This window comes from Virgibacillus sp. M23 (assembly GCF_034190895.1).
Classification (GTDB): domain Bacteria; phylum Bacillota; class Bacilli; order Bacillales; family Amphibacillaceae; genus Virgibacillus; species Virgibacillus salarius.
Genome location: NZ_JAWDHA010000167.1, coordinates 1 through 597, shown reverse-complemented (window position 1 = coordinate 597; position 597 = coordinate 1). Strand labels below are relative to the sequence as shown.

Here is a 597-nt window from a genome sequence, read left to right as displayed (position 1 = left end):
GAATCCTACTCCAAAAGAATACAAACTTAGATGATGTCGTATTTGGCTCGGTCGTTTCCGGAAGGAATGCAGAAGTAGAAGGTATTGAGGAAATGGTAGGATTATTCATAAACACAGTACCAGTACGAGTGAAACAAGAAGTTAATCATACATTTATTGATGTTGTTAAACAAATGCAGAAAGATTCATTAGAATCGGCAAGATATGATTATTATCCACTGGCAGATATTCAATCTTTATCTGAGGTCAAACGGAATTTAGTCAATCACATAATTGTTTTTCAAAACTATTATGTTGATCATGAGCTAATGAGCTTCGATCATTCATTAGGCTTTGAATTAGAAAATATTACATATTATGAGGAAAACAACTATGAATTGGCAGCTATGGTTATACCGAGTGATACACTAACCGTTCGATTCTCTTATAACTCTAATGCTTACGATCAAGAAATGGTAAACAGATTAAAAAACCATTTCATCGAAATCATTCAATCCGTGATTCAAAACCAGGAAATCCCTGTATCCCAAATCAGTATGACAACTGATAAGGAACGGAAAGAGATTCTCCATGACTTTAATGACACATCGGTAACGT

General features: G+C 34.3%; 1 protein-coding gene. It reads left to right on the top strand.

Translation table 11 applies throughout. The annotated features are described in order from the left end of the window. On the top strand, positions 1-597 hold a 597-nt coding region (locus tag RVS70_RS21840), incomplete at both ends, for a condensation domain-containing protein (protein ID WP_166531070.1).